Origin of the sequence: Novosphingobium silvae (assembly GCF_009856825.1) — a bacterium.
In the GTDB taxonomy this organism is placed as follows: domain Bacteria; phylum Pseudomonadota; class Alphaproteobacteria; order Sphingomonadales; family Sphingomonadaceae; genus Novosphingobium; species Novosphingobium silvae.
The window spans coordinates 75,218-95,965 of sequence record NZ_WVTD01000010.1 but is presented as its reverse complement, the minus strand read 5'-3'; the positions used below and the strand labels follow the sequence as shown (position 1 = coordinate 95,965).

Here is a 20,748-nt window from a genome sequence, read left to right as displayed (position 1 = left end):
CGAAAAAAGAAGGTCAGGCGGAAGCGGAAGGGCGGGCTTCGATGATGACGAAGGCCTGCGCCCAGGGGTGGTCGTCGGTAAGCGTCAGGTGGACGACCGCCTCGTGGCCGGTCGGCACCATGCTGTCGAGCCGCTCCTTCGCGCCGCCGCTCAGCGCCAGCGTGGGCGCTCCCGACGGAGCGTTGACGACGCCGATGTCCTTCATGAACACACCTGCCTTGAAGCCCGTCCCCACCGCCTTGGAGAAAGCCTCCTTGGCGGCGAAGCGCTTGGCGAGGGTGCCGGCGATCGTGTGCGGGCGGCGGGCGGCCTTGGCTCGCTCCACTTCGGTGAATACGCGCATGAGGAACCTGTCGCCGAAACGGTCGAGCGAGTTCTGGATGCGCTCGATGTTGCACAGGTCCGAGCCGAGGCCGATGATCACGCCGCCTTCTCCATCACCGTACCTCGTCCATCAGCGCGCGCATCTTCTTCACGCTGGCCTCCAGCCCGATGAAGATCGCTTCTCCGATGAGGTAGTGGCCGATGTTCAGTTCCGCCAGCTGCGGGATGGCCGCGATGGGCTGGACGTTTTCGTAAGTGAGGCCGTGGCCGGCGTGAGGCTCGATGCCGTTCTTGGCGGCGAGCGCGGCCATGTCGACGATGCGGCGCATCTCGTAAGCCACCTGCTCGCCGGTGGCATGGGCGTATTCGCCGGTGTGGAACTCCACCACCGGCGCGCCGAGCTTCATCGCCGCCTCGATCTGGCGGGGTTCCGGGGCGATGAAGAGGCTGACCCTGATGCCCGCGTCCGACAGGCGCGCGACGATCGGGGCGAGCCGGTTGTGCTGCCCCGCCGCGTCGAGCCCGCCTTCGGTCGTGCGCTCCTCGCGCCGCTCGGGCACGATGCAGGCCGCGTGCGGGCGGTGACGCAGCGCGATCTCCAGCATCTCGTCGGTCGCGGCCATCTCGAGGTTGATGGGCAGGCCGGTGGCGTCCGCGACACGGTGGAGATCCTCGTCGCGGATGTGCCGGCGATCCTCGCGCAAGTGCACGGTGATGCCGTCTCCCCCTGCGCGCGCGACGATCTGGGCGGCGCGCGCGGGGTCGGGATGCTCGCCGCCCCGCGCGTTGCGGATCGTCGCGACGTGGTCGATGTTGACGCCCAGGCGCAGGCGCGGCGGGTTGAGGACGCTCATCGAAGACCCTTCGAAAGATCAGGCCTGAGCCCGGCTGCCGGGCTTTACCGCGGGAGTGCCGGCGAGCGCCGGGGGCAGCTCGTCGGGGGCGTAAGTGGGGAAGTTCAGCGCCACGAGCGGGAAGAAGGGAACGCCCAGCTCCACGCTGCCGGCCGAACGGTCCACCAGGGCGGCGGCGGCGATGACCTGACCGCCGGCTTCCTCGATCGCCTTGATCGCCTCGCGGCTGGACAGGCCGGTGGTCACCACGTCCTCCACCATCAGCACCTTGTCGCCCGGCTCCAGCGTGAAGCCGCGGCGCAGCTCGAACGTTCCGGTCGGACGTTCGACGAACATCGCGTCGACCTGCAGCGCGCGGCCCATCTCCTGCCCGATGATGACCCCGCCCATCGCGGGCGACACGACCTTGTCGATCTGGCGGCGGATGTCGTGCGGCAGCTTCGCGGCAATGGCGACGGCAAGGCGCGCCGCGCGGTCGGGGTTCATCAGGACGCGCGCGCACTGCAGGTAGTGCGCGCTATGACGGCCGGACGAAAGCAGGAAGTGTCCTTCCAGCAACGCCTTGCAGGCGCGAAATTCGGCGAGGACCTCTTCTTCGAGCATTACGGACAATACCTCCGGAGCGATTTGCATTGATCGGGCGCAGTTACGATGCGCGCTGCGTCAAAATTTCCCCTAGAGGCGCTTGAGACACGCGGCAAGCGCGCGTATACGCCCGGCCAAAGGGGGTGAAAGCCTCCAGAACAGGGGTGCGCGCTAGCCGACGCGAATCGGCGGCGCGTTCGAAGGAAGTGGAAGCGCAAAAACCATGACATTCGGCAAGTATATCCATGCCCCGGGGCGGGCCGTCGCAAGCCTCGGGCTGGCCGCGGCGGCTGCCCTGACCGCTTCCGTCCCGGCTTTTGCGCAGAACGCGGCATCGTCCGCCCCGGCGGCCCCTTCCGCTCTTGCCACCGGCGCCGCAGAAGGTGCCGCGCTCGCCTCCGGCACAGGCAGCTACACCCCCATGAAGCCTGTCGAGGGCGTGGGCATGCCGGTCGATGGCGGCATCGGCCTGCAGACGCAGTATTCCAAGCTGGGCGAATACGGCGCCTGGATCCACGACGGCATCCTGATGCCGATCATCACCATCATCTGCATCCTGGTGCTGGTGCTGCTGGTGATCATCGCCGTGCGCTTCAACCGCCGCGCGAACCCGGTCGCCTCGAAGACCAGCCACAACACGCTGCTCGAAGTGGTCTGGACGCTCGTGCCGGTGCTGATCCTCATCGGCATCGCGGTCCCCTCGATCGACCTCATCGCCAAGCAGTACAAGCCCGCTCCCGAAGGCGCGCTGACGATCAAGGTCACCGGGAACCAGTGGTTCTGGACCTATGGATACCCGGACAATGGCGACTTCGAGGTGATCTCGAACATGCTCAACATCCCGGGTTCTCCCACCATCAACAATGGCGTGCGCGAAGTCGGCTCGCGTCCCTGGGACGGTCCGGCGCATCTCGAGGTGGACAACCGCATGGTCGTTCCCGTGGGTGAGCCGATCCGCCTGCAGGTCACCGCCGCGGACGTCATCCACTCGCTCGGCGTGCCCTCGCTCTGGCTCAAGATCGACGCGGTTCCGGGCCGCATCAACGAGAAGGTCCTCGTGATCGAGAAGCCCGGCGTCTACTACGGCCAGTGCTCCGAGCTGTGCGGCGCGAAGCACGCCTACATGCCGATCGCCATCGAGGCCCTGCCGCGCGCGCAGTACAACGCCTGGGTCCTGACCCACGCGGGCGGCGAGATCGATGGCCAGAAAAAGCCTGCCGCCGTCCCCGCCGCGGCTCCCGCCGCCGCTCCGGCGGCCGATGCCTCGGAGGCACCGGCCGGCGAAGCGACCGCCGAAGCCGAATAATAGCGATACGAGAGGACAGGGTCCCACCATGGCAACCACCGCTGACCACTTCCAGGCACACTCGGAAGACCACGGCCACAAGCACGAGCACGATCACAAGCCGGCGTTCTTCGCCCGCTGGTTCATGTCCACCAACCACAAGGACATCGGTACGATGTACCTGATCTTCGCGATCTTCGCGGGGATCATCGGCGGTCTGTTCTCGGGCATGATGCGCGTCGAGCTCAACGAGCCGGGCATCCAGTACCTCGATACGTTCGCCCGCTGGTTCGGCGCGGTGAACCCGGACTTCAACTCGACGCTGCATACCTGGAACGTGCTGATTACCGCGCACGGCCTGATCATGGTGTTCTTCATGGTCATGCCCGCCATCATCGGAGGCTTCGGCAACTGGTTCGTGCCGCTGATGATCGGTGCGCCGGACATGGCCTTCCCGCGCATGAACAACATCTCGTTCTGGCTGACGGTCTTCGGGTTCTTCTCGCTGCTCTGCTCGGCGTTCGTGCCGGGCGGCACGGGCAACGGCGCCGGCACCGGATGGACGGTCTATGCCCCGCTTTCGACGAGCGGCTCGCCCGGGCCAGCGGTGGACTTCGGCATCTTCTCGCTCCATCTCGCGGGCGCCGGCTCGATCATGGGCGCGATCAACTTCATCACCACCATCCTCAACATGCGCGCGCCGGGAATGACCCTGCACAAGATGCCGCTGTTCGTGTGGTCGGTGCTGGTCACCGCGTTCCTGCTGCTGCTCTCGCTGCCGGTGCTCGCCGCGGCGATCACCATGCTGCTGACCGACCGCAACTTCGGCACCACCTTCTTTGACCCCGCCGGCGGCGGCGATCCGGTGCTCTACCAGCACCTGTTCTGGTTCTTTGGTCACCCCGAAGTCTACATCATGATCCTGCCGGGCTTCGGCATCATCTCGCAGATCGTCTCGACCTTCTCGAAGAAGCCGGTGTTCGGCTACCTCGGCATGGCCTATGCGATGGTGGCGATCGGCGTGGTCGGCTTCATCGTGTGGGCGCACCACATGTACGCCACCGGCCTTTCGGTGAACACCAAGATGTACTTCACCGCCGCCACCATGGTCATCGCGGTGCCCACCGGCATCAAGATCTTCTCGTGGATCGCGACGATGTGGGGCGGCTCGGCAGAGTTCAAGTCGCCGATGGTCTGGGCGATCGGCTTCATCTTCCTGTTCACCGTCGGCGGCGTGACCGGCGTGGTCCTGGCGAACGGCGGCGTGGACGACGTGATGCACGACACCTACTATGTCGTGGCGCATTTCCACTACGTGCTCTCGCTGGGTGCGGTCACCGCGCTCTTCGCCGGGTTCTACTACTGGTTCCCGAAGATGAGCGGCAGGATGCACTCCGAGCTTCTCGCCCACCTGCACTTCGCCGTGTTCTTCGTCGGCGTGAACATGATCTTCTTCCCGATGCACTTCCTGGGCCTGCAGGGCATGCCGCGCCGCTACCCCGACTATGCGGAAGCCTATGCGCACTGGAACCACGTGGCCACGATCGGCTACATGGTGATGGCGAGCAGCCTAGTGATCTGGTTCGTCAACATCATCTACGCCTACGTGGCCGGACGCCGCGCCGCGGACAATTACTGGGGCGAAGGCGCCACCACGCTCGAGTGGACGCTGTCGAGCCCGCCGCCCTTCCACCAGTTCGAGACGCTTCCCGTCATCGGAGAAACGGCTCACCACTGATCCGCCGGGCGCTCTGAAGCCAGGCTGAAACCTCACGATCCAGGGCCCTTGCGCAAGCAGCCCTGGATCGCTTGCATTCAGGACCCTCGATTTCACCGGGTCCGCAGGTGTATGATCGAATGACGATGACGATTCCCAACCCCGCGCCCGCGAGCAGCGCCCCGCTTCCGGCGGACTGGCGCGACCTTTTCGCCCTGACCAAGCCGCGCGTGATGAGCCTGGTGATCTTCACCGGGCTTTGCGGCCTGCTTGCGGCACCCACCACGATCCATCCGGTGCTGGGCTTCACCGCGATCCTGTGCATCGCCATGGGCGCAGGGGGCGCCGCCGCGCTCAACCAGTGGTGGGAGGCGGACCTCGACGCGGGCATGAAGCGCACCGCGCAGCGCCCGCTGCCTCAAGGCCGGCTGGACCGCACCACCGCGCGCGACTTTGCCGGCGTGCTCTGCGCCGCATCGGTCTTTCTCATGGGCTTTGCGATCAGCTGGCTGGCGGCCGCGATCCTTGCCGTCTCGATCGTCTACTATGCCGTCGTCTACACGATCTGGCTCAAGCCGCGCACTCCGCAGAACATCGTCATCGGCGGCGGAGCGGGCGCTTTCCCGCCGTTGATCGGCTGGGTCGCCGCGACCGGCCATGTCTCGCTGATGCCGGTCGTGCTCTTCGCGATCATCTTCTTCTGGACGCCGCCGCATTTCTGGGCGCTCGCGCTTTTCGTGAAGACGGACTACGCCAAGGTCGGCATCCCGATGATGCCGGTCGTCGCGGGGGAGCGCTCGACACGCCGGCAGATCCTGGCCTACGCCGTGCTGCTCCTGCCGCTGAGCGCGCTGCCCTGGTGGCTGCCCGGTGACGAGCACGCGGGCGCGGTCTATGGCGTCTCGGCGCTGGTGCTCTCCTCGGTCTTTCTCGCCCTTTCCGTTCGGGTGGGCCTGCGCGAGCGGACGGGGCCGGACGATGCCATGAAGCCGGAAAAGCAGCTCTTCGCCTACTCCGTGCTCTATCTCTTCGCGCTGTTCGCCGCTCTCGTCGTCGACCGCTTCCTCCCCTTCTGATCGGAAAAAGCCGATGCCCGACCGCAAGCCCCGAGCCGCCGAGCCCCGCGCTTCCCAGTCCCCAGCCAACCAGCCCCGCACCGCCGAGCAGATCCGCCGCAGCCGCAACCGCGTGCTGGGGCTGGGCCTCGCCGCGTTCGTGGTGCTCATCTTCTTCATCTCGATCGCAAAGATGAGCTGACGCGATGACGACCGCCGCCCGGCTCGAACCATCGCGAAGGGTGCGCAACCGCCGGGTCGCGCTCATGGCGCTGTCGGCGTCGCTCGCGATGCTGGGCCTGGGCTATGCCTCGGTTCCCCTTTACCGCATGTTCTGCCAGGCCACCGGCTTTGGCGGCACCACGCAGCGCGCCGACGAGGCGAAGGCGGCAACGGTGCAGGACAGCGGACGGACGATATCGATCCGTTTCGATGCCAACGTCGGGCGCGACATGCCCTGGCAGTTCAAGCCGCTGCAGCGGACGGACACCGTTTCCATCGGCGCGCGCGACATGGCCCTGTTCTGGGCGAAGAATACCTCGGACACCACGGTGACGGGCACGGCGAGCTTCAATGTCGAGCCCGAGCAGGCGGCGCGCTACTTCAACAAGATCCAGTGTTTCTGCTTCACCGAGCAGACCTTGAAGCCCGGCGAGGAAGTGCGGATGCCGGTGCTCTACTATGTCGATCCGGCGATACTCGACGATCCCGACAACAAGGACGTGGAACAGATCACCCTGAGCTATACTTTCCACGTGACGTCGGTGGGATCGACTTCGCAGGACGGCGCAAAGGCACTGGACCGAACCCGAGCAGGCGGTTAATGCCGCGACGGGAACCGTCTGCGTGATAGACCGCCTGGAGCGGCGCAGGCGGCATACAGATTGGATGAACGGGGACGAAGGCACCATGGCTGGCACGAAGAACCACGATTACCATATCCTCCCGCCGGACATCGCGCCGCTCGCGACGACGATCGGAGCCTTCGTGTTCACGTCCGGCATGGTGCTGTACATGCACGACATGCCGGGCGGCGCGTTCGTTCCCTGGGCGGGCCTCGCGATCCTGCTGGCCTCGATGTTCATGTGGTTCTCCAAGATCGTCAAGGAAGCCCACGCGGGCGACCACACGCCGGTCGTGCAGCTGCACCAGCGCTATGGCATGATCCTGTTCATCGCCTCGGAAGTGATGTTCTTCGTCGGGTGGTTCTGGGCCTTCTTCGACTTCTCGCTGTTCCCCTCCGAACTGGCCGAGACGGTGGGCGGGCAGTGGCCGCCCAAGGCGATCGAGGCGGTGATGGACCCCTTCGCGCTTCCCCTGCTCAACACGCTGATCCTGCTGTGCTCGGGCACCACGGTGACCTGGGCGCATCATTCGCTGATCCATGGCGACCGCGACGGCCTCAAGAAGGGACTTTGGGCGACCGTGCTGCTCGGCCTGCTGTTCTCGTGCATACAGGCCTACGAGTACCTGCACGCGCCGTTCGGCTTCGGTGGCAACACCTATAGCTCGGCCTTCTACATGGCGACCGGCTTCCACGGCTTCCACGTTATCGTCGGCACGATCATGCTGATCGTGTGCCTCAAGCGCGCGTACAACGGCGACTTCACGCCGCGCCAGCACTTCGGTTTCGAGGCCGCTGCCTGGTACTGGCACTTCGTGGACGTGGTGTGGCTGTTCCTCTTCGTCGCCGTCTATATCTGGGGCGGCTGGGGCCATCCCATCCACTAATCGCGCCGGCAGGTCGGCAGGAGCGAAGGGCAGCGGGGACCACCCCGGCTGCCCTTTCGCGTTTACGGCGGCGTGTGGCGCTTCGGTGCGCCGGCCTTGCCGGACAACCCGAAGCGATGCCGGCAGGGCCTGCGTAAGATGGTCGTTCCCATCCTTCGGGCGAGGCGATAGGAGCCTTCCATGCGCCGCATTCCCATACTTGCCACCATCGTCGTCATGGCCGCCGTCGGCGTGATGGTGTCGCTCGGCTTCTGGCAGCTGCGGCGAATGCACGAGAAGGAGGCGCTGCTCGCCCGTTACGTGGCTGCCACCGCCAACCCGGCACCGGTGGAGTGGAGCCCGGCGGGTCCGGGCGACGACATGCTCTACCGCAAATCGCGCCTGACCTGCGCGAGCGTGGGCCTGCGCAGCGGCATCGCCGGGCGGAATGCGGCGGGCGAACCGGGCGTGGCGCAAACCGCGAGGTGCACGCTTGCGGGCGGCGGGACCGCACTGGTGGTGATGGGGTGGTCGCAGCAGCCCCTGGCCGCGCGGGACTGGCGGGGCGGAGTGGTCACGGGCGTGATCGCCCCGGGCCCGCGGCTCGTGGCCGATCCTCCCGTCGCCGGGCTGCAGGCCAACGCCGTGCCCGACCCTTCGGACCTGCCCAACAACCACCTGTCCTACGCCGGGCAGTGGTTCCTCTTCGCCGCCACGGCGCTGGTGATCTACGTTCTGGCAGTGAGGCGCGGCAAGTCCGCAGGCAAGGATCAGCCCCGGGCGTAGTGTTCGCGCACCAACTGCAGGAAGGGGCTGGACACCGCCCCGCTCCCATTCACATCGCCCAGATGCGCGTCGCCGGCGTGGAGCAGGCCGATCTCGCGCACCAGCTCGAAATCGCGGACGGGGACGAAGTGCTCGGGCCCTCCGGCGAAGCATTCGGGCATCATGCCCACCCCTGCGCCGCTGCGCACGATGGAGAGCACGCGCTCGTCGCTCGTGGTCTTGAGCACGAAGCGCGGCCGCACGCCGCGTTCCACGAAAAAGCGGTTGATCTGGGGCAGCGCCTCGCAGTGGCGGCGCAGCGCCATGCGGTCGCGGGCGAGGTGTTCGGCTTCCACCTCGCTCTCCCCGGCGAGCCGATGGTCGGTCGGCAGGACCATCATATAGCGCTCCCGCGCGAGCGGTTCGGGATGGAAGCGCGCATGATGGGGCCGCAACACGGTGAGCGCCACATCGATGCGGCCACGTTCGAGCCGCTCGGCGATGTCGCGCTCGCCGCCGTCCAGGATCTCCAGCGCCTCGCCCGATGCCAGCGCGCGATGGCGTATCAGCCAGTCTTCGACGATGCGGTTGGGGATCGTGTTCAGGATCCCGATGCGCAGCAGCGTGGGGTCGGCCACCTCGCTCAATTCGACGAGCGCGTGTTCGTACTCGGCGGCAATGCGCCGGGCGCGGACGAGGAACCGGCTCCCCGCAGGCGTCAGCGAAACCCCGCGCGCCTGCCCCCCGCCCCGGCCCCTGTCGAACAGCTGCGCCCCCAGTTCGCGCTCGAGCCGGGCGATGCCGGTAGAGAGGGTCGGCTGCGTAACGCTTACCCGCTTGGCAGCGCGGCTGAAGCTGCCGGTTTCCGCAACGCTCAGGAAGTAGCGCAGGAGGTACTGGTCGATCATTGATCGTGTCTATGGCGAAGCGCGGAAACTTTCAATTTCCGCCATCGTTCGGCCTTGGTTAAATAGATGCCGCAAATCGAGGTCGGCTGTCAGCCGTCCGCAGCGAAGGATAAGGGATGAGCGCGCCGGTCCTGCAGAGCAACGTCGATCTCGACAGTCCCGTGGCCAGGGCACGCGATGCGCACAACCGTGCGCTTGCCGTCGAACTGCGCGAGCGGGTGGCGCGGACCGCGCTTGGGGGGGACGAGCGCTCGCGCGAGCGGCACCTGGCGCGCGGCAAGCTGCTGCCGCGCGACCGGGTGGAGCGGCTGCTGGATGCCGGCTCGCCGTTCCTCGAGATCGGACAGCTTGCCGCCAACGGCCTCTATGGCGACGAAGTGCCCGGAGCGGGGCTCATCGCCGGCATCGGGCGTGTCTCGGGCCGCCAGTGCATGATCTTCGCCAACGATGCGACGGTGAAGGGCGGCACCTACTTCCCGATGACGGTGAAGAAGCACATCCGAGCGCAGGAGATCGCCGAGGCGAACCGCCTGCCTTGCGTCTACCTTGTCGACAGCGGCGGCGCGAACCTTCCCAACCAGGCCGAGGTCTTTCCCGACCGCGATCACTTTGGGCGGTTCTTCTACAACCAGGCGCAGATGAGCGCGAAAGGCATCCCGCAGATCGCCAGCGTCATGGGTAGCTGCACGGCAGGCGGCGCCTACGTGCCGGCGATGAGCGACGAGAGCGTCATCGTGAAGGAGCAGGGCACAATCTTCCTGGCCGGGCCGCCGCTGGTGCAGGCCGCGACGGGCGAGGTCATCAGCACCGAGGACCTTGGTGGCGGCGACCTCCACAGCCGCAAGTCGGGCGTGACGGACCATCTGGCCGAGGACGACGAGCACGCGCTCACCATCGTGCGCGACATCGTCAGCCACCTCGGCCCGGCTTGCCAACCGGATCTGGCAATCCGCGAGGCGCGGCCCCCAAGGTATCCGGCGGAGGAGCTTTACGCGATCGTGCCCGAGGACGTGCGCGCGCCCTACGACGTGCACGAGGTGATCGCCCGCATCGTCGACGGGTCCGAGTTCCACGAGTTCAAGGCGCTTTACGGCGCGACGCTCGTCTGCGGCTTCGCGCATATCCACGGTATTCCGGTGGCGATCCTCGCGAACAACGGCGTGCTGTTCTCGGAAAGCGCGCAGAAGGGCGCGCACTTCATCGAGCTTGCGTGCCAGCGCCGCATCCCGCTGCTGTTCCTGCAGAACATTTCGGGCTTCATGGTCGGCGGCAAGTACGAGGCGGAAGGCATCGCCAAGCACGGCGCCAAGCTGGTCACGGCCGTGGCGACTGCGCAAGTGCCCAAGCTCACGGTGCTGATCGGGGGCTCGTTCGGCGCGGGCAACTACGGGATGTGCGGCCGGGCCTACGACCCGCGCTTCCTGTTCAGCTGGCCCAACGCGCGGATCTCGGTCATGGGCGGCGAGCAGGCCGCCTCGGTGCTCGCCACCGTCCACCGCGATGCCGCGACATGGTCGGCCGAGGAAGCCGAGGCGTTCAAGGCACCGATCCGGCAGAAGTACGAGGACGAGGGCAATCCCTACTACGCGACCGCCCGCCTGTGGGACGATGGCGTGATCGATCCCGTCCAGACCCGCGACGTGCTTGGCCTCGCGCTTTCGGCCTGCCTTGAAGCGCCGACACCGGAGGCACCCCGCTTCGGGGTGTTCCGGATGTGATGGCAATGGGCAAGGACACGCTTTTTTTGCTCGAGACCGATTGGGCCGACCCGGCGTTCGGAGGCGAGCGCCGCTTCTACTGCAAGGACTGCGTCACAGTGGAAGGCCTGCTCGCCCTCTTTCCAAAGCTGGCGGCGAACATCGAAGTCGTGCGGGCAGGCTGGCCGCGTCCCCGCAGGCAAGTCGTCGACCGGCTCGGCGAGGCCAACCAGAACCTGCCCGCGCTCGCTTTTGCCGAGGGCGGGTTCGTTAACGAGATCGAAGCGCTGCTGCAGGCGCTCAACACCCGTCACGGCTTCCCGGAGCGTCACCCATGATCACATCCCTCCTCATCGCCAACCGCGGCGAGATCGCCTGCCGTGTGATCCGCACGGCGAGGCGGCTGGGCATCCGCACCATCGCGGTCTACTCCGATGCTGATGCGGGCGCGCTTCACGTGCACGAGGCGGACGAGGCCGTGCACATCGGCCCGAGCGCGGCGCGCGAAAGCTATCTCAGGCCCGAGAAGATTCTTGCCGCTGCCAGCGCGACCGGGGCTGAGGCGATCCACCCGGGGTACGGTTTTCTATCGGAGAACGCGGAATTTGCGCAGGCGGTGATGGATGCCGGGATCGTATGGGTGGGCCCGAACCCCTCCTCGATCACGGCGATGGGGCTCAAGGATGCGGCCAAGAAGCTCATGGCCGACGCCGGAGTGCCGGTGACGCCCGGCTACATGGGCGAGAACCAGGAGCCGGAAGCGCTGGCCGGGGAAGCGGCGAAGATCGGCTATCCCGTGCTCATCAAGGCCGTCGCGGGCGGCGGCGGCAAGGGCATGCGGCTGGTCGAGGACCCCGCCGCCTTCATCGACGCGCTCGCCTCGTGCAAGCGCGAGGCGGCAAGCTCCTTCGGCAACGACCATGTCCTGATCGAGAAGTACATCGCCTCGCCCCGCCACATCGAGGTGCAGGTCTTCGGCGACAGCCACGGCAACGTCGTCCACCTGTTCGAGCGCGACTGCTCGCTCCAGCGCCGCCACCAGAAGGTGATCGAGGAAGCGCCCGCTCCCGGAATGGATGCCGCCACCCGCGAGGCGCTCTGCGCCGCCGCCGTGCGCGCGGCCCGGGCGGTGGACTACGTGGGGGCAGGGACGATCGAGTTCATCGCCGATGGTTCGGGCGCACTGTCCGCCGATCGCATCTGGTTCATGGAAATGAACACCCGCCTGCAGGTCGAGCATCCCGTGACCGAGGAGATCACCGGCGTCGATCTGGTCGAATGGCAGCTGCGCGTGGCGAGCGGGGAGCCGCTGCCGCTTTCGCAGGAGGAACTGACCATCGATGGCTGGGCAATGGAGGCGCGGCTCTATGCTGAGGACCCGGCCAAGGGCTTCCTCCCCAGCACCGGTCGCCTTGAACTCCTGCAGTTCGGCGAGGCCGAAGGCGGGCGGATCGATACGGGTGTCTATCAGGGGGCGGAAGTCTCGCCCTTCTACGACCCGATGATCGCCAAAGTGATCGCCTGGGGCGAGGACCGCGAGGAGGCGCGAGAACGGCTCGGCGCCATGCTGGAGGACAGCGCAGTCTGGCCGGTGCGCACCAACGCCTCGTTCCTCGTGATGGCGCTGCAGCATTGCGACTTTGCCGCCGGCAGGGTCGATACCAGGCTGATCGGCCGGGACGGAGAGGTGCTCAGCCAGCCGCCGGTGCCCTCGGACGAGGCGCTGCAGACGGCGGCGGAGGCGCTGGTCCCGGCGGTGCTGGCACCCGGGCTCAGGCTCAATGCCGCCCCGGCGCGCAAGGCGTGGTTCCTGCTGGACGGCGAGAAGATCGAGATCGCGCTTGAAGGAGAAGGGAGCGAGGAGCCCGCGAACGGCGTGCTCGTCACCGAGCAGGGGCAGGCCTGGCTGCTGGAGCCCTGGCGTCGCGACGGAGCGCATGGCGCCGCGGCGGGCTCGGGCGCGATCCTGGCGCCGATGCCGGGCAAGGTCATCGCGGTGGACGTGAGCGAGGGGCAGGCTGTCACCAAGGGCCAGAAGCTCCTGACGCTGGAAGCGATGAAAATGGAGCATACCCTCACCGCGCCGTTCGATGGCGTGGTCGCGGAACTCAACGCCGGCGCAGGCCAGCAGGTGCAGGTCGAGGCGCTGCTCGCCCGGATCGAGGAGACTGCCTGATGCCCGGACGTTTCTTCGAGGAATGGCTGGTGGGCGACCATATCACCCACCAGCCCAGCCGCACCGTCACCGAGACGGACAACCTGCTGTTCTCGGCGATGACGCACAACATGCAGCCGCTGCACCTCGACGCGGAGGCGGCCAAGGCGAGCGAGTTCGGGCAGATCCTCGTCAACTCCACCTTCACCTTCAGCCTCGCTGTGGGCCTCTCGATCGCGGACACGACGGTGGGCACGCTCGTCGCCAACCTCGGCTTCGACAAGGTGGTGACGCCCAAGCCCACCTTCATCGGCGACACGCTCACCTGCTCCAGCGAAGTGGTGGAAATGCGCGAGAGCAAGTCGCGCCCCGGGCAGGGCATCGTCGTGTTCCGGCACGAGTTGACCAACCAGCGCGGCGAGGTCGCGCTCTCGATGCTGCGCACGGTCCTGCTGAAGAAGAAGGGCTGAGGCGGACCCGCCTACCCTGCCAGCTGATCGCCCAGTGACCGCGCGGCGCCTTTCAGCGCGTCCTTGATGCGCGGCAGTTCGCTGCGCATGGCAGCACCGATGCCGATGGCGACCAGTGCATGGCTCGGCGCGCGCGCGGCATCGCGGCCACCCTTCCACACCGGCGCCGCGATGACGGTCACTCCGGCGATGTAGTGGCCTGCGTCCACGCCGATCCCGGTGTCGCGCGCCTCCTCGACCTGCGCCAGCCACTCCTCCCAGCTCGGCGCCTCGTCCCAGCGCAGGGCGTCGAATCTCGGCCTAAGGTCGTTCATCCGATAGCCTCCGAAAGCGGCGATGCAGCGACCCGTGGCCGAGACCAGCGCCGGGAAGCGGCTGCCGACTTGGGTAGAGAGCTGGAAGTTCTGCCCCGACTGCGACATCGCGGTGACGATGATGCGGTCGAGCCCGAAAAGCTGGACGCCGAGCGTGGTGATCCCGAACTCGCGCGCGAGACGGTCGAGCGGGCCTTGCGCCAAGTCGTTGAACTGGTCGCGTCGCAGCCACGCGCGGGCGAGCGTGAGCACGCCTGCATCAAGGCTGTAGCGCTTGGTGTCGGCGTCGAAAGCTACCAGTTCCTCGGCCACGAGCGCTCTCAGCACATAGAGGCAGGTGCTTGGCACGAGCCCGAGTTCGCGGGCGATCGCCTGCACGCCTAGAGGCGCCTCGCTGCGGCCGAGCAGGCGCAGGGCCGCAGCGGCGCGGGCGATGGCAGGGGCCTTGCTGGCCGTCGGTGCAGGTACAGTTTGGCTAATCATTCAATATATAGAATAACATTCAATATTTACAAGATCAAGCGAACTATGTCAGTCCGTGCTGAACACAAGGACAATCGCCTGCCGACGTGATTCGGCCTGGCATGACGGGGACGGTTGATGGCCAGGGTGATTGCGGGGCTTACAAACTACACGCGCTATGCCGATGCGCAGGCGCACGCCTCCTCTGCGGCGCTCTGGGAGCTGTTCGACGGCGACCGGGAATACTTCAACATCGCGCACGAATGCGTGACGCGTCATGCCGATGGTTCAAGCCGGGCAGCGGTGCGCATCGCCCATGCCGACGGCAGCGACGAAGTGTTGACCTTCGACACGATCGCCGCCGGCGCGGCCAGGTTCGCGCACTGGCTTGACGCAGAAGGCGTGCAGCCGGGCGAGCGGATCGCCTTCATGCTCGAGCCGTCGCTGCCCTTCTATGTCTGCCTGTTCGGCGCGATGCAGACAGGCGCGATCTCGGTGCCGCTGTTCACTCTCTTCGGTCCCGACGCCCTGCGCCTGCGGGTGGGTGACTGCGAGCCCTCGATCCTTGTCACCAATGCCGAGAAGGCGGAACTGGCGCGCTCGGTGGCGGTCGATGGCAAGCCGCGCGTGATCGTGGCGGACAATGCGTTCCTGGCTTCGCTTTCCGGCCTGCCGACCAGCTACACGCCACGGACCAGGGCCAACGACATGGCCGTATTCCAGTATACCAGCGGCACCACGCGCGAACTGCCGGAAGCGGTGAAGCATTCGCACCGCACGCTCGTCACTCTGATGTTCGCCGCGCTCTATGGCACCGGCATTCGTCCCGGCGACGAGTTCTTCTGCCCATCGAGCCCGGCATGGGGCCATGGCCTGTGGCACGGCACGCTTGCGCCGCTGGCCATGGGGGTGACGACCGGCACTTTCGCGGGCCGCTTCGATCCGGTGCGCCTGATGAAGGCACTGGACGACTTTGGCATCACCAACATGTCGGCGGCGGCGACGCACTACCGCATGATGAAGAACAGCGGCGCGGCGGCGGACTTCGCGTTCCACTTCGACAAGCTCTCCTTTACCGGCGAGCCGATCGACCCGGCGACGCTGGAATGGATCGACACGTGGTTCAAGGTGTCAGCCTGCTCGATGTACGGCACCACCGAGATCGGCGTGGTGCTGGTGAACTATCCTGGCGCGGACGACTTCACGGTGAAGCCCGGCTCCCTAGGCAAGGCAGTTCCGGGACAGAAGCTGGAGGTCCAGCGGGGCGACGGAACCGCCTGCGATCCGGGCGAGATCGGCGAGCTGATGCTGTGGAGAGGCGGCGGGTGGATGACCACCAAGGACCGCGCGAAGATCGACGAGGACGGCTACTTCTATCACTGCGGGCGCGCGGACGACGTGATTATCTCGGCAGGCTGGACGATGTCCGCGGTCGAGATCGAGAACACCATGCTGCGCCACGATGCCGTGCTCGAATGCGGCGTTATCGGTGTGCCGGATGCGCAGCGCGGGCAGGTCGTCAAGGCCTTCGTCGTCGCCAACCGCGAGGGCTCGGATACGCTGGTCCGCGAGCTTCAGGACTTCACGCGTGAACGCCTCGCCCAGCATGAATTTCCGCGCATCGTCGAGTTCGTCGACGAGCTGCCCAAGAACCCCGCCGGCAAGGTCCATCGCAAGATGCTGCGCGACCGCGAGGCCGCGAAGGCGGCGGAAGCCGTCGCCTGAAAACAATCACAAGGATCGAGGAGTAAGAAATGGCCACTACAGCAGAACCCAGGAACAAGTTCCCCAAGATCACCGAGGAAGGACTTGATGATCTGCGCCAGCGCATCGGCGTCAAGATCGAGAACACAGTCGAGCCTTGGAACTACGAGGCGACCCGCGACGCCATCCGGCACTACGCGCACGGCATCGGCGACGATAATCCGCTCTGGTGCGATCCGGAATACGCCTCGAAGACGAAGTACGGCACGATCGTCGCGCTGCCCTCGTTCCTGTTCACCACCAGCCGCATCGTCTCGGGCTACTGCGGCGGCCTCTCGGGCGTTCACGCAATGTGGGCGGGTGCGGACTGGACCTGGCACAAGCCGGTCCTGCGCGGCGACACCATCACAACCGTGCCGTACCTCAAGGACCTTGTCGAGCACCAGACCAGGTTCGCGGGCCGTTCATTCCAGCAGATCTACCACGTCGATTTCTACAACCAGAACGGCGACCACGTTGCCGGCGCCGACAGCTGGGTGTTCCGCACCGACCGCGACGAGGCGCGCGAGCGTGGCACCAAGTACACCGAGGCGCGCGGCCGCGTGGAGCCCTTCACGCAGGAGCAGCTCGACGAGTTCTACGAGATCTACGACCAGGAAGAGCAGCGCGGCGCGATCCCGCGTTACTTCGAGGACGTGAACGTGGGCGACAAGCTGCCGCCGATGATGAAGGGCCCGATGACCGTCACCGGCTTCATCTGCTATGCGCAAGGGTGGGGTGGCCTCTACATCCGCGCCAACAAGCTGGCGTACAAGATGCAGAAGGCGCACCCGGGCCTTGGTATCCGCAACCGCTTCAACGTGCCGGACTGCCCCGAGCGCGTGCACTGGGACGAAGCTTTCGCGCTCGAGGTCGGTGCGCCGGGGGCCTACGACTACGGCCCGGAGCGCTGCTCGTGGCTGACCCATCACATGACCGACTGGATCGGCGACGACGGCTTCCTGCACAAGTCGAACTGTCAGATTCGCCGCCACAATCCGGACGGCGATGCGATGATCCTGACCGGCGAGGTGACGCGCAAGTTCGTTGAGAACGGCAAGAGCTACGTCGAGGTCGCGCAGAAGGCGACCACCCATCGCGATGAGCTTTCGGCCTTCGGAACCTCGGTTGCGAAACTGCCCACTAAGGGCTGATTTGCGGCACCGACGCGACGTCCTTCCTTTCGCCGGGCATGGTCTCGGCGGAAGGGACAGGAGAGCGGCCGCGTGCCGGGATCAACGGGCAGACCGAAAAAGAAAGCAAGTGACGCGATGAGCGAGGGCGCTGCATCATCGACCTGGGCCGGCCCCCTTGCAGGGGTGCGCGTGATGGACTTTACGCGTGTTCTCGCCGGTCCCGCGGCAAGCCTTGCGCTGGCCGACATGGGCGCCGAAGTATTCAAGATAGAGCCGCCGGGCACTGGCGACGAGACGCGCAGCTTCCCGCCGATGCGCGAAGGTGAGAGCCACTACTACCTCGCGGTCAACCGCGGGAAGAAGTCTATAGTCGTCGACCTCAAGAGTGCCGAAGGGCTGGCTCTGGTCAAGGATCTCGCCGGGCGCTGCGACGTGCTGGTGGAGAACTACCGTCCGGGCGTCATGAAGCGGCTGGGGCTCGGGTGGGAGGAAATGCACCACATCAACCCGCGCCTTATCTACTGCTCGATCTCGGGTTACGGGCAGACCGGGCCGCTGAGGGACCGCCCCAGCTTCGACATCGTGCTCCAGGCCATGTCCGGCGCGCTGTCGATGAACGGGGAGCCGGGCGCGCTGCCGACCAAGCTGGGCATACCGCTGGGTGACCTGGTGGGCGGCATCAACGGCCCCATCGGCATCCTTTCGGCGCTCTACGAACGCGAGCGGACCGGCCTTGGCCGACACATCGACATCAGCCTCATGGACGGGTTGATGGGGATGCTCGGCTACATTGCGCAGCTTGCTTTCTTCAACGGCTGCGACCCCCAGCGCGTCGGCTCCCAGCACCCGAACCTCGTCCCCTACGGCATCTTCCCGGCGCGGGAGGGCTCCATCGTCATCGCCTGCCTCACACCGGGTTTCTGGAGCCGCATCTGCCGCTCGATCGGCCAGGAGGACCTCTGCAACGATCCGCGCTTCGACACGCTGGAAAAGCGCCGCGACGCGCGCGAGGAGGTCAATGCAATCGTCGCCGCTTTCACCCAGCGGCACACCGTTGCGGATCTGGTGGAGATATTCACCGCGCACGAGGTGCCGCATGCCCCGATCCTTGGCGTCACCGAGGCGCTGGCGCAGCCGCAGGCGGTTGCGCGCGGAATGGTGGTGGAGACGCAGCACGCAGCGCTCGGGCCAATCCCCATCGTCAACCGCCCGATCCGCTTCACCGACGCCGAGCAGCCCGCGCCCCATGCGCCGCCGGTGCTCGGCCAGCATACCGACGCGATCCTTGCCGAAGTGCTCGATCTATCGCCCGAGCGAATCGCGGCGCTTCGGGCCTCGGCCATCGTTGCGTGAGTGCGCGGCGCGGGTAAGGTCGCGCGCATAGCCAGACCAGCGGGAGATCACACATGCCAGACCTTCGCTTCGATGGCCGCGTCGCGGTGATCACCGGCGGCGGGCGAGGGCTTGGCCGCGCCCATGCACTGCTGCTGGCGAGCCGGGGTTGCAAGGTCGTCGTCAACGATCCCGGCGTCTCTATGGCGGGGGACGCCACGGCGGAGGGTCCGGCACAGGCCCTTGCCGCCGAGATCCGCGCTTTGGGCGGAGAGGCCATCGCCAGCACCGACAGCGTCGCCACGCCGGAGGGCGGGAAAGCGATCGTCGATGCTGCGCTCGATGTCTTCGGTCGGATCGACATCCTGATCCATTCAGCAGGCAACGTACGGCGCGGATCGCTGAGCGAACTCGCCTACGAGGATTTCACGGCCGTGCTCGATGTCCATCTCAAGGGCGCCTACCATGTCGTGCGCGAGGCGTTTCCGCGCATGATGGCGCAGGGCTATGGGCGCATCGTGCTAACCGGGTCGATCAACGGGCTCTACGGCAAGGCGGACAACGCGACGTACGCGATGTGCAAGGCGGCGTTCATGGGCCTGTCGAACACTGCCGCTATCGAGGGGCAGCACGCCGATGTCCGTTCGAATGTGATCGTCCCCGCCGCCGTCACCCGCATGTCGGAAGGCATCGACACCAGCAGGTTCCCGCCGATGGAGCCCGAGCAGGTCGCCCCCATGGTCGCTTACCTGTGCCATGAAACGTCGATGGCGACGGGCGAGATGTACGTGGCGATGGGCGGGCGGCTGGCGCGAGCGCGCGTGACGGAGAACGGCGGCGTCTATCGTCCCCAGTGGTCGGTCGAGGACGTGGCCGCGCAGATCGCGGCGATTCGCGATAGCGGCGAGGCCCTGGCCTTCCCTCCGGTTCCGGACGGACAGCTGGAACACCTGCTTCACGGTTTCGCGATGATCCGCAAAGGCGCGTCGGCCTGAGCGCTTGAGCCTGAACGTTCGGGCCTGAGCGGCCGGAACGTTCAGAACGCCAGCGTACCTGCGGCGGGGCGGCTGCGCTTCGCCTGGTAGAGCTTCGCGTCTGCGCTGCGCAGCAGATCCTCAAGATCGGTGCCGCTTTCGTTCGACAGCACGGTGCCCACGCAGGCGGAGATCTGGATCACGTCCTCGCCCATGTGGAACGGCTGTGCGATGGCCGCGACGATGCGGCGCGCCAGAAGGTCCGCCTCCTCGTTGCGGTTGAGCCCGAACTGGACGATGCCGAACTCGTCCCCGCCGAGCCGGGCGACGATGTCGCCGCTGCGCACCGCACCCCGCAGACGGTCGGCGACACTCGCGAGCACTTCGTCACCCGCTGCATGGCCATACCGGTCGTTCACCGGCTTGAACCCGTCGAGATCGAGGTAATGCACCGCGACCACGCTGCCGGGGCCGAGCAGCACGGCGTTCTCCTCGAAGTATTCGCGCAGGGCAAGGCGGTTGGGCAGGGCGGTCAGTCCATCGCGCCGGGCCAGCGAGACCGAGGTCAGGCGCTTGCCGATTTCCGTCCTGACGAGCCGGTGCTGGGCGAGCACGGACTGCGACCCTCCGGCAAGGAAAGCCAGCGCGATGAGAGCCATGCCCGCGTGGACGGGCTCGAACTGCAGCAGGGCGGCGGCGATGGCCGGGCCGATCGCCATGCACATGCTCGGGATCGCGACGAAGGGCCGCAGCCCGGTGCCGGTGGCGACGCCGGCGCAGTAGCCGACGAGGACGCAGATCGTCAGCATCTGCGCCTGAGGGTCGGTTTCCAGGAAGACGTAACCGCCCACCAGCCCCAGCAGGATCGCGTAGAGGTAATAGGGCAGCGCGAACGTCAGTTCGAGGCGGCGCGCCCCGGCCCGGTCGAGCGGGGCGGTCATCGCCCGGCGGCGAAGTGCAACGGTGATGCTGACGCGTAGGACACAGGCGGCGCAGGTGGCCGCTCCCAAAGTCCACAGCACAGGCGAGCCTACGCTCCTGCCCACGAGCAGGACATATAGCCCTGTGACGCCCAGCATGATCTTCGAGGGCAGGACGTTCGCATAGAGACTGCGAACCAGCTCGACGTAGACTTTTTCAGCTAAGGGGTCTGACTGCGTCATGGCTCGGAGTCGTGGTTCGCGAGCGGGCTGCAATACACGAAATTCAGGGACTTGCGAGTAGTCCCGCAGGCATGTCCCTGCACGGCACGGTGCGCGATC

Annotated in this window: 21 protein-coding genes; 15 read left to right on the top strand and 6 right to left on the bottom strand. The window is 66.7% G+C overall.

All coding sequences use genetic code 11. The features are described 5' to 3' along the window. Nucleotides 1-13 precede the first annotated feature (13 nt). Genes acpS through pyrE form a run of 3 tightly spaced genes read right to left on the bottom strand, consistent with a single transcriptional unit; the run spans nt 14 to nt 1,781 of the window. Nucleotides 14-424 (bottom strand): holo-ACP synthase, encoded by a 411-nt coding sequence (gene acpS / locus GR702_RS13910; protein ID WP_160986498.1) that lies wholly within the window; start codon nt 422-424, stop codon nt 14-16. A 13-nt stretch (nt 425-437) separates the two neighbouring features. Next, on the bottom strand, nt 438-1,178 hold the full coding sequence (locus GR702_RS13905; RefSeq protein ID WP_160986497.1) for a pyridoxine 5'-phosphate synthase: 741 nt from the start codon (nt 1,176-1,178) through the stop codon (nt 438-440). An 18-nt stretch (nt 1,179-1,196) separates the two neighbouring features. Continuing rightward, nucleotides 1,197-1,781, bottom strand: a complete 585-nt coding sequence (gene pyrE, locus GR702_RS13900) for an orotate phosphoribosyltransferase (RefSeq protein ID WP_160986496.1) — start codon at nt 1,779-1,781, stop codon at nt 1,197-1,199. 205 nt (nt 1,782-1,986) lie between these two features. Here pyrE and coxB point away from each other — a divergent pair, with 205 nt between their 5' ends. From coxB to GR702_RS13870, 7 genes are all read left to right on the top strand, one after another. Beyond that, entirely contained in the window at nt 1,987-3,069 is a 1,083-nt protein-coding gene (gene coxB, locus GR702_RS13895) for a cytochrome c oxidase subunit II (RefSeq protein ID WP_160986495.1), read from the top strand. Nucleotides 3,070-3,097: 28 nt separating this feature from the next. Beyond that, on the top strand, nt 3,098-4,786 hold the full coding sequence (gene ctaD, locus GR702_RS13890) for a cytochrome c oxidase subunit I (protein WP_160986494.1): 1,689 nt from the start codon (nt 3,098-3,100) through the stop codon (nt 4,784-4,786). 119 nt (nt 4,787-4,905) lie between these two features. Continuing rightward, the gene (locus GR702_RS13885) at nt 4,906-5,841 is read left to right on the top strand and encodes a heme o synthase (RefSeq protein WP_160986493.1); all 936 of its coding nucleotides are present in this window, start codon (nt 4,906-4,908) and stop codon (nt 5,839-5,841) included. A gap of 13 nt (nt 5,842-5,854) precedes the next feature. Next, entirely contained in the window at nt 5,855-6,022 is a 168-nt protein-coding gene (locus GR702_RS22085; protein WP_202408267.1) for a hypothetical protein, read from the top strand. A gap of 4 nt (nt 6,023-6,026) precedes the next feature. Beyond that, a complete protein-coding gene (locus GR702_RS13880) occupies nt 6,027-6,644 on the top strand; it encodes a cytochrome c oxidase assembly protein (RefSeq protein ID WP_160986492.1) in 618 nt (205 codons plus the stop codon). An 85-nt stretch (nt 6,645-6,729) separates the two neighbouring features. Next, entirely contained in the window at nt 6,730-7,551 is an 822-nt protein-coding gene (locus GR702_RS13875; RefSeq protein WP_160986559.1) for a cytochrome c oxidase subunit 3, read from the top strand. Nucleotides 7,552-7,731: 180 nt separating this feature from the next. Next, nucleotides 7,732-8,316, top strand: coding sequence for an SURF1 family protein (locus GR702_RS13870; RefSeq protein ID WP_160986491.1), 585 nt, complete (start codon nt 7,732-7,734; stop codon nt 8,314-8,316). Here GR702_RS13870 and GR702_RS13865 read toward each other — a convergent pair. After that, nucleotides 8,301-9,203: a LysR family transcriptional regulator gene (locus tag GR702_RS13865; protein WP_160986490.1), complete on the bottom strand. Its 903-nt coding sequence runs from the start codon at nt 9,201-9,203 to the stop codon at nt 8,301-8,303. The two genes, GR702_RS13870 and GR702_RS13865, sit on opposite strands and share 16 nt — an antisense overlap. A 116-nt stretch (nt 9,204-9,319) precedes the next feature. Here GR702_RS13865 and GR702_RS13860 point away from each other — a divergent pair, with 116 nt between their 5' ends. From GR702_RS13860 to GR702_RS13845, 4 genes are read left to right on the top strand one after another with little or no spacing between them, the layout of a single operon-like run. Beyond that, on the top strand, nt 9,320-10,921 hold the full coding sequence (locus GR702_RS13860; protein ID WP_160986489.1) for a carboxyl transferase domain-containing protein: 1,602 nt from the start codon (nt 9,320-9,322) through the stop codon (nt 10,919-10,921). 5 nt (nt 10,922-10,926) lie between these two features. Further along, nucleotides 10,927-11,238, top strand: a complete 312-nt coding sequence (locus tag GR702_RS13855; RefSeq protein ID WP_160986488.1) for a DUF3088 family protein — start codon at nt 10,927-10,929, stop codon at nt 11,236-11,238. Then, the gene (locus GR702_RS13850; RefSeq protein WP_160986487.1) at nt 11,235-13,076 is read left to right on the top strand and encodes an acetyl/propionyl/methylcrotonyl-CoA carboxylase subunit alpha; all 1,842 of its coding nucleotides are present in this window, start codon (nt 11,235-11,237) and stop codon (nt 13,074-13,076) included. Before GR702_RS13855 ends, GR702_RS13850 begins: the two co-directional genes overlap by 4 nt. Further along, a complete protein-coding gene (locus GR702_RS13845; RefSeq protein WP_160986486.1) occupies nt 13,076-13,525 on the top strand; it encodes a MaoC family dehydratase in 450 nt (149 codons plus the stop codon). The genes GR702_RS13850 and GR702_RS13845 overlap by 1 nt, the downstream gene beginning before the upstream one ends. Nucleotides 13,526-13,536: 11 nt before the next feature. Here the strand turns inward: GR702_RS13845 and GR702_RS13840 are convergent, their stop codons facing one another. Further along, the gene (locus GR702_RS13840; protein WP_160986485.1) at nt 13,537-14,322 is read right to left on the bottom strand and encodes an IclR family transcriptional regulator; all 786 of its coding nucleotides are present in this window, start codon (nt 14,320-14,322) and stop codon (nt 13,537-13,539) included. A 117-nt stretch (nt 14,323-14,439) separates the two neighbouring features. Between GR702_RS13840 and GR702_RS13835 the strand changes: the two genes are divergently transcribed. The 4 genes from GR702_RS13835 to GR702_RS13820 all read left to right on the top strand — a co-directional run bounded on the left by GR702_RS13835 (nt 14,440) and on the right by GR702_RS13820 (nt 19,507). Continuing rightward, on the top strand, nt 14,440-16,026 hold the full coding sequence (locus GR702_RS13835; protein ID WP_202408265.1) for an acetate--CoA ligase: 1,587 nt from the start codon (nt 14,440-14,442) through the stop codon (nt 16,024-16,026). Nucleotides 16,027-16,055: 29 nt separating this feature from the next. Continuing rightward, on the top strand, nt 16,056-17,198 hold the full coding sequence (locus GR702_RS13830) for an FAS1-like dehydratase domain-containing protein (RefSeq protein ID WP_160986484.1): 1,143 nt from the start codon (nt 16,056-16,058) through the stop codon (nt 17,196-17,198). A 117-nt stretch (nt 17,199-17,315) separates the two neighbouring features. After that, complete coding sequence (locus tag GR702_RS13825) at nt 17,316-18,533, top strand: CaiB/BaiF CoA transferase family protein (protein ID WP_160986483.1); 1,218 nt, start codon at nt 17,316-17,318, stop codon at nt 18,531-18,533. A gap of 53 nt (nt 18,534-18,586) precedes the next feature. Next, nucleotides 18,587-19,507: an SDR family NAD(P)-dependent oxidoreductase gene (locus tag GR702_RS13820; RefSeq protein WP_160986482.1), complete on the top strand. Its 921-nt coding sequence runs from the start codon at nt 18,587-18,589 to the stop codon at nt 19,505-19,507. A 41-nt stretch (nt 19,508-19,548) separates the two neighbouring features. Here GR702_RS13820 and GR702_RS13815 read toward each other — a convergent pair whose 3' ends face one another. Beyond that, a complete protein-coding gene (locus tag GR702_RS13815) occupies nt 19,549-20,649 on the bottom strand; it encodes a GGDEF domain-containing protein (RefSeq protein WP_160986481.1) in 1,101 nt (366 codons plus the stop codon). Nucleotides 20,650-20,748 lie beyond the last annotated feature (99 nt).

Bases quoted from the DNA above. Each gene is read 5' to 3' on its own strand.
- GR702_RS13845 (WP_160986486.1), top strand. From the start codon at position 13,076: ATGCCCGGACGTTTCTTCGAGGAATGGCTGGTGGGCGACCATATCACC.
- GR702_RS13830 (WP_160986484.1), top strand. From the start codon at position 16,056: ATGGCCACTACAGCAGAACCCAGGAACAAGTTCCCCAAGATCACCGAG.
- coxB (WP_160986495.1), top strand. From the start codon at position 1,987: ATGACATTCGGCAAGTATATCCATGCCCCGGGGCGGGCCGTCGCAAGC.
- GR702_RS13905 (WP_160986497.1), bottom strand. From the start codon at position 1,178: ATGAGCGTCCTCAACCCGCCGCGCCTGCGCCTGGGCGTCAACATCGAC.
- GR702_RS13875 (WP_160986559.1), top strand. From the start codon at position 6,730: ATGGCTGGCACGAAGAACCACGATTACCATATCCTCCCGCCGGACATC.
- GR702_RS13880 (WP_160986492.1), top strand. From the start codon at position 6,027: ATGACGACCGCCGCCCGGCTCGAACCATCGCGAAGGGTGCGCAACCGC.
- GR702_RS13825 (WP_160986483.1), top strand. From the start codon at position 17,316: ATGAGCGAGGGCGCTGCATCATCGACCTGGGCCGGCCCCCTTGCAGGG.
- GR702_RS13855 (WP_160986488.1), top strand. From the start codon at position 10,927: ATGGGCAAGGACACGCTTTTTTTGCTCGAGACCGATTGGGCCGACCCG.
- GR702_RS22085 (WP_202408267.1), top strand. From the start codon at position 5,855: ATGCCCGACCGCAAGCCCCGAGCCGCCGAGCCCCGCGCTTCCCAGTCC.
- GR702_RS13860 (WP_160986489.1), top strand. From the start codon at position 9,320: ATGAGCGCGCCGGTCCTGCAGAGCAACGTCGATCTCGACAGTCCCGTG.
- ctaD (WP_160986494.1), top strand. From the start codon at position 3,098: ATGGCAACCACCGCTGACCACTTCCAGGCACACTCGGAAGACCACGGC.
- GR702_RS13835 (WP_202408265.1), top strand. From the start codon at position 14,440: ATGGCCAGGGTGATTGCGGGGCTTACAAACTACACGCGCTATGCCGAT.
- GR702_RS13885 (WP_160986493.1), top strand. From the start codon at position 4,906: ATGACGATGACGATTCCCAACCCCGCGCCCGCGAGCAGCGCCCCGCTT.
- GR702_RS13850 (WP_160986487.1), top strand. From the start codon at position 11,235: ATGATCACATCCCTCCTCATCGCCAACCGCGGCGAGATCGCCTGCCGT.
- GR702_RS13815 (WP_160986481.1), bottom strand. From the start codon at position 20,649: ATGACGCAGTCAGACCCCTTAGCTGAAAAAGTCTACGTCGAGCTGGTT.
- pyrE (WP_160986496.1), bottom strand. From the start codon at position 1,781: ATGCTCGAAGAAGAGGTCCTCGCCGAATTTCGCGCCTGCAAGGCGTTG.
- GR702_RS13820 (WP_160986482.1), top strand. From the start codon at position 18,587: ATGCCAGACCTTCGCTTCGATGGCCGCGTCGCGGTGATCACCGGCGGC.
- GR702_RS13865 (WP_160986490.1), bottom strand. From the start codon at position 9,203: ATGATCGACCAGTACCTCCTGCGCTACTTCCTGAGCGTTGCGGAAACC.
- GR702_RS13870 (WP_160986491.1), top strand. From the start codon at position 7,732: ATGCGCCGCATTCCCATACTTGCCACCATCGTCGTCATGGCCGCCGTC.
- GR702_RS13840 (WP_160986485.1), bottom strand. From the start codon at position 14,322: ATGATTAGCCAAACTGTACCTGCACCGACGGCCAGCAAGGCCCCTGCC.